The sequence below is a fragment of the Actibacterium sp. genome, from assembly GCF_041584535.1.
Classification (GTDB): domain Bacteria; phylum Pseudomonadota; class Alphaproteobacteria; order Rhodobacterales; family Rhodobacteraceae; genus Actibacterium_D.
This window is the reverse complement of record NZ_JBFHDW010000181.1, coordinates 1-5,388: the sequence shown is the minus strand read 5'-3', so window position 1 is coordinate 5,388 and position 5,388 is coordinate 1. Positions and strand designations below refer to the sequence as shown.

The 5,388-nt window shown below is 62.6% G+C and carries 8 protein-coding genes; 5 read left to right on the top strand and 3 right to left on the bottom strand.

From position 1 onward, the window contains the following. Positions 1-25: 25 nt before the first annotated feature. From ABYW26_RS09775 to ABYW26_RS09765, 3 genes are all read left to right on the top strand, one after another. Positions 26-268: a hypothetical protein gene (locus tag ABYW26_RS09775; protein WP_372604641.1), complete on the top strand. Its 243-nt coding sequence runs from the start codon at positions 26-28 to the stop codon at positions 266-268. Positions 269-482: 214 nt separating this feature from the next. Further along, positions 483-974 carry a cytochrome b gene (locus tag ABYW26_RS09770; RefSeq protein ID WP_372604639.1) on the top strand — a complete coding sequence of 164 codons (492 nt, stop codon included), beginning with the start codon at positions 483-485 and terminating at the stop codon, positions 972-974. Positions 975-1,067: 93 nt separating this feature from the next. Continuing rightward, positions 1,068-1,250, top strand: a complete 183-nt coding sequence (locus tag ABYW26_RS09765) for a CTP synthetase (RefSeq protein WP_372604638.1) — start codon at positions 1,068-1,070, stop codon at positions 1,248-1,250. On the opposite strand, the gene ABYW26_RS09760 is transcribed toward ABYW26_RS09765, so the two are convergent. After that, on the bottom strand, positions 1,247-2,005 hold the full coding sequence (locus ABYW26_RS09760) for an alpha/beta fold hydrolase (RefSeq protein ID WP_372604636.1): 759 nt from the start codon (positions 2,003-2,005) through the stop codon (positions 1,247-1,249). The two genes, ABYW26_RS09765 and ABYW26_RS09760, sit on opposite strands and share 4 nt — an antisense overlap. 67 nt (positions 2,006-2,072) lie before the next feature. Here ABYW26_RS09760 and ABYW26_RS09755 point away from each other — a divergent pair, with 67 nt between their 5' ends. Beyond that, the gene (locus ABYW26_RS09755; protein ID WP_372604635.1) at positions 2,073-2,438 is read left to right on the top strand and encodes a hypothetical protein; all 366 of its coding nucleotides are present in this window, start codon (positions 2,073-2,075) and stop codon (positions 2,436-2,438) included. A gap of 58 nt (positions 2,439-2,496) precedes the next feature. Here ABYW26_RS09755 and glyA read toward each other — a convergent pair whose 3' ends face one another. Further along, positions 2,497-3,792: a serine hydroxymethyltransferase gene (glyA, locus tag ABYW26_RS09750; protein ID WP_372604634.1), complete on the bottom strand. Its 1,296-nt coding sequence runs from the start codon at positions 3,790-3,792 to the stop codon at positions 2,497-2,499. A gap of 176 nt (positions 3,793-3,968) precedes the next feature. On the opposite strand from glyA, the gene ABYW26_RS09745 reads away from it, so the two are divergent. After that, complete coding sequence (locus tag ABYW26_RS09745) at positions 3,969-4,733, top strand: NAD kinase (protein ID WP_372604632.1); 765 nt, start codon at positions 3,969-3,971, stop codon at positions 4,731-4,733. 2 nt (positions 4,734-4,735) lie between these two features. Here the strand turns inward: ABYW26_RS09745 and ABYW26_RS09740 are convergent. Then, a partial coding sequence (locus ABYW26_RS09740; RefSeq protein ID WP_372604631.1) for a sigma 54-interacting transcriptional regulator occupies positions 4,736-5,388 on the bottom strand: 653 nt, incomplete at its 5' end.

Genomic DNA, 5,388 nt, shown 5'->3' with positions numbered 1-5,388 from the left:
TCCCGCCACAAACAGGGAGGTCCCCATGACACGACTGTTTACCGCCGCCGCGTTCTGCCTGTTGGCAGCCCCGGCTTTCGCATTCCACTGCCCCGCCGACATGGCCGAGATTGACGCTGCGCTGGCCAACGGTGTGACGATTTCCGCCGCCGATCTGGAGCAGGTCAAAGCCCTGCGGGCCGAGGGTGAGGCGCTGCACAGTGCGGGCCAGCACCAGCAATCGGTTGATGCGCTGGCCAAGGCCAAGGCGCTGCTGGGCCTCGGCTAAGGGCGCCAGACCATCGGGACAGGGCCGCGCCCACCGGGCAGGGGGCGCGGGTGGAGCCGTGCTTGCGCGCGCTTGTCCCCGCATGGCCATAAACCAGAGTTCTATCCCGCCCTTCTCTTCCCAAGGTGAAATTGACCTTTCCATATAATATGCGCGACGGATTGCAGGACGAGCCGCGTATCATATGTTGACCTCATTCATTTTGGAGACCCCGATGACCAAACCGACTGGATACTCCCGCACTCAAATTCTTCTTCACTGGATCATCGCCGCGCTGATGGGCGCGCAGTTCCTGTTCTCCGATTTCATTGGTGAAGCGTGGGACAACATTGAACACGGCATCGAAAACGCGCCTACCGTGCTGGTGGCGTCGCATATCTTTGGCGGTATCGCGATTCTGGTTCTGGGTCTGCTGCGTCTGACCGTGCGGATGAAACGCGGTGCGCCGCTGCCGCCGGAAGAAGAACATCCCGCACTGAAGAAACTGGCGCATCTGACGCATCTGGCGCTGTATGCGCTGATGATCGTCCTGCCGATCTCGGGGCTGACGGCGTGGTTTGGCGGCGTTGATCTGGCGGCGGAAGGGCACGAGGTTCTGACCTCGCTGCTGATGATCCTTGTCGGTGCCCATATCGTCGGCGCGCTTTACCATCAGTTCATCCTGAAAAACGGCCTGATGATGCGGATGAAATCGCCGGAAAGCTGAGAATTTCGCCTTGCGGTTTGCGTCAGGTCAAAGACACATTCAGAAAAATGATTGTAATTTGACCTGAACGCATCTCGCAAAGGAGAGACTGCTATGCTTCGCGTGGCTATGTTATTGTTTTCGTTGATTTCAACCACTTTGATGGGGTCGGGTATCGTGGTGGCGCTTGTGATTGGGCAAGACACGCTGATCCCGATTTTGATTGCCGCTGCAATTGGCTTTGTGCTGGCCGTGCCGGTCAGCTGGGGTATTGCCAAGGCAATCGTGGCCCGCTAGCCGAAAAAGGCCCGCATCGCGGCTTCGAATTCACGCGGCTTCTCGGCATGCAGCCAATGGCCTGCACCGGGAAGTTTCGCGAATTTCGCACTCGGGAACAGCGCCTTGATCGCGGGGCGGTATTCGGGGCGCACGTAATCGGAATTAGCGCCGGACAGGAATAGCGTCGGCTTGTCGAACTGGCCGCTGACGTCATCTGGCCAACCGATGATCTGGCGCATCTCGGCGGCCAGCGTGTCGAAATTCAGCCGCCAGCGCCGGGTTTTCAGATCCAGCGATTGCAGCAGAAAGGCGCGGGTGCCGGCGTCATCGACCCACTGCGCCAATTGCCGGTCGGCGTCCGAGCGTTTCTCGACCTTCGACAGATCAATCGCCCGCATCGCTTCGATCAGCGGCGTCTGGTCGTGGCCATAGGCGATCGGCGCGATGTCGGCGACCACCAGACGGTTCACCAGCTCGGGCCGGGTCAGGGCCAGCATCATCGCCGCCTTACCGCCCATCGAATGCCCGACCACATCGGCCTGACCGCCGTGGGCCTCGATCACCCGGGCCAGATCGGCGGCCAGATCGGCATAGCTGTGCGTCGGGGTCTGCGGACTTTCCCCGTGATTTCGCATATCAACCGTGATCACCTGTCGCGTGTCGGACATGCGCTTGGCAATCACGCCCCAGTTTCGGGCCGAGCCATATAGCCCGTGCACGATCAAAAGCGGCAGTTTGTCGGTGGCGTCGCCAGTCAGAACAGTATTCAGCATACGCCCTGAATACCGTGTTGCGCCGCGCCCGGCCAGAGGGGAAAATAGCGCCGAAAGGGGGTGCCCGGTGGTTTCAGTTTCCGAAATGGCGGCTCAGATTTCGGCCGAGATCGAGGCCCGCCTGCATGTGCGCGGCCCCGATCTGAAGACCCAGTTGCGGCGGGTCGGGCGGCGGATGCCGGGCTATGTGCGCCGCGATGCGCGTGCCGTGGCCGAGGCGCAGGCGCAGGCCGATCACCCCAAGCTGGCGCGCCAGTTAGACCTGCCGCGCCTTGAAGTGGCCGAGCGCCGGGTCATGGCATGGCTGAAAACCGTCGACCCCAAGGCGCGGCGGAAAGAACTGTTATTCTCGATTTTCGGCGGTGCGGCGCTAAGCGTGATGGTGGTGCTGTTCGGCCTGATCGCCGTGGCGCTGTGGCAGCAGCAGGGCTAGGCCCGCCGCGCATGAAAAAGGGGGCCGAAGCCCCCTGATCCGAATGATGTCGCGGTGCTTACAGGCCCGGATAGATCGGGAACTTGGCGCACAGGGCTTCGACCTCGGCCTTGACCTTGGCTTCGACCTCGGCGTTGCCGTCTTCGCCATTGGCGGCCAGACCATCGACAACCTCGACGATCCAGTCCGCGATCTGGCGGAACTCGGCCTCGCCAAAGCCACGGGTGGTGCCCGCCGGGGTGCCAAGACGCACACCCGAGGTGACCATCGGTTTTTCCGGGTCAAACGGGATGCCGTTCTTGTTGCAGGTGATATGGGCGCGACCAAGGGCCTTTTCGGTGGCGTTGCCTTTGACGCCTTTGGGGCGCAGGTCGACCAGCAGCACATGGGTGTCGGTGCCGCCGGTCACGATGTCCAGACCGCCCTTCATCAGTTGATCAGCCAGCGCCTGAGCGTTCTTGATCACCTGAGCGGCATAGTCCTTGAATTCGGGGCGCAGGGCCTCGCCAAAGGCCACGGCCTTGCCGGCGATGACATGCATCAGCGGGCCGCCCTGAATGCCGGGGAAGATCGCCGAGTTGATCTTTTTGGCGATCTCTTCGTTGTTGGTCAGGATCATGCCGCCGCGCGGGCCGCGCAGGGTTTTATGCGTGGTGGTGGTCGCCACATCGGCATAGGGGAACGGCGAGGGGTGCTGACCGCCCGCGACCAGACCGGCGAAATGCGCCATGTCGACCATCAGCAGCGCACCGACGCTGTCGGCGATCTCGCGCATTTTCTTGAAATCCACCTGACGCGGATTGGCCGAGCCACCGGCGATGATCAGCTTGGGCTGATGCTCGGTCGCCAGCGCCTGAATCTGATCATAGTCGATGCGGCTGTCTTGCTTGCGCACCCCGTATTGCACGGCGTGGAACCATTTGCCCGACTGGTTCGGCTTGGCGCCGTGGGTCAGGTGGCCGCCGGCATCCAGCGACATGCCCAGAATGGTGTCGCCGGGTTGCAGCAGCGCGGTGTAAACGCCCTGGTTGGCCTGCGACCCCGAGTTGGGTTGCACGTTGGCGAATTCGCAGTTGAAAAGCTGCTTGGCGCGCTCGATCGCCAGTTCCTCGGCGATATCGACGAACTGGCAGCCACCGTAATAGCGACGGCCCGGATAACCTTCGGCATATTTGTTGGTCATCACCGAGCCCTGAGCCTCCATCACCGCGCGGGACACGATGTTCTCAGAGGCGATCAGCTCGATCTCGTCGCGCTGGCGGCCCAGCTCAAGACCGATGGCCTTGGCGATTTCGGGGTCGCGCGTGGCGAGAGATTCGGTAAAGAAACCGGCATCACGGTGCGTGGCGTTCATGTGCGTCTCCTGAAGGCAGCAGAATTGCGCGCTGTTTAGCCGACAATTTCCGGCCACGAAAGGGCGGATTCGGTCCTATGCTGCATTTGTAAGGGCGGCGGCGGTTGCCCGCGCGCGCTTTGGGCTTGAGTTCCCCGGCCTGCACTGTGAACAATGCCGCAAAAGAGGACGTTCCAATGCCCGACAAGAAAATCGCCTTTCTGGCCAGCGAAAGCCACGTCGCGGAAAACGCGCGGCGGCATCTGGCGATGGAATACGGCAATGTGCCGGTGGAAAAGGCCGATGTGATCGTGGCGCTGGGGGGCGACGGGTTCATGCTGCAAACCCTGCACGGGATGCAGCATCTGGACATCCCGATCTATGGCATGAATTGCGGCACGGTCGGGTTTCTGATGAACGAATATCACGAGCCGGGCTTGCAGGAACGTCTGGCAAATGCCGCGGAAGAGGTGATTAACCCGCTGAAGATGCGGGCGATTTCCAATGATGGCAAAGTGCATGTGGCGCTGGCGATCAACGAGGTGTCGCTGCTGCGCGCCGGGCCGCAGGCGGCCAAGCTGCGGATCTCGGTCGATGGCAGGGTGCGGCTGGACGAGCTGGTGTGCGACGGGGCGCTGTTGTCGACCCCGGCGGGATCGACCGCGTATAACTATTCGGCGCACGGGCCGATCCTGCCGATCGGGTCGGATGTTCTCGCGCTGACGGCGATGGCGGCGTTCCGGCCCCGGCGCTGGCGCGGCGCGCTGTTGCCCAGCACCGCCCATGTGCGGTTCGACGTGCTGCAACCGTCAAAACGGCCGGTGATGGCCGATGCCGACAGTCGCAGCGCCGGTCAGGTGGTGTCGGTTGAAATTCAAAGCGAACCTGAAATCGCGCATCGCATCCTGTTCGATCCGGGTCACGGGCTGGAAGAGCGGCTGATCCGCGAACAGTTCGTCTAGCCCTAATCGGTCCCGGATTTGGCCCAGGACTCGCGCTTGCGATACAGGGTCGAGGGCGAGACATCCAACACCCGCGCCGCCTTGGGCACCGAGCCGCCATGCATGGCGATGGTTTCCTCGATCACCAGTTGTTCGATCTCGGCCAGCGTCTTGCCCAACAGCGCGTTCAGGTCCAGCACCGGATCAGTGGGCGCGAGGCGTGGCGCGGCTGGGGTCAGGGCGGCGCCCAGTTGCTCGCGTTCGTGTAGCAGCTCGATCGGCAGCATATCCAGCGTCAGGACCGGCCCTTCGTTCAGCACCACGCCATGGCGCAGCACGTTCAGCAATTGCCGCACATTGCCCGGCCATGGCAGGCGTCGGAACAGGTCGCGGACCTTGGGGTCCAGACTGGTGAACACGCGGCCTTCCTCGGCGGCAAAGCGTTGCAGCGCCTCTTCGGCGATTTCGATCACATCCTCGCCGCGCGACCGCAGTGGCGGCAGGTGGATCGGCACCACATGCAGGCGATAATACAGATCCTCGCGGAACCGCCCGCGCCGGACTTCTTCCAGCGGGTCGCGGTTGGTGGCGCAGATGATCCGCACATTGACCTTGCGCGGCGTGGGCGCGCCAACCGGCTGAATGGTCGAGGTTTGCAAGAACCGCAGCAATTTCG

Excerpts from the sequence above, each read along its gene's own strand:
- ABYW26_RS09775 (WP_372604641.1), top strand. The coding sequence starts at position 26 with ATGACACGACTGTTTACCGCCGCCGCGTTCTGCCTGTTGGCAGCCCCG.
- glyA (WP_372604634.1), bottom strand. The coding sequence starts at position 3,792 with ATGAACGCCACGCACCGTGATGCCGGTTTCTTTACCGAATCTCTCGCC.
- ABYW26_RS09760 (WP_372604636.1), bottom strand. The coding sequence starts at position 2,005 with ATGCTGAATACTGTTCTGACTGGCGACGCCACCGACAAACTGCCGCTT.
- ABYW26_RS09745 (WP_372604632.1), top strand. The coding sequence starts at position 3,969 with ATGCCCGACAAGAAAATCGCCTTTCTGGCCAGCGAAAGCCACGTCGCG.
- ABYW26_RS09765 (WP_372604638.1), top strand. The coding sequence starts at position 1,068 with ATGCTTCGCGTGGCTATGTTATTGTTTTCGTTGATTTCAACCACTTTG.
- ABYW26_RS09770 (WP_372604639.1), top strand. The coding sequence starts at position 483 with ATGACCAAACCGACTGGATACTCCCGCACTCAAATTCTTCTTCACTGG.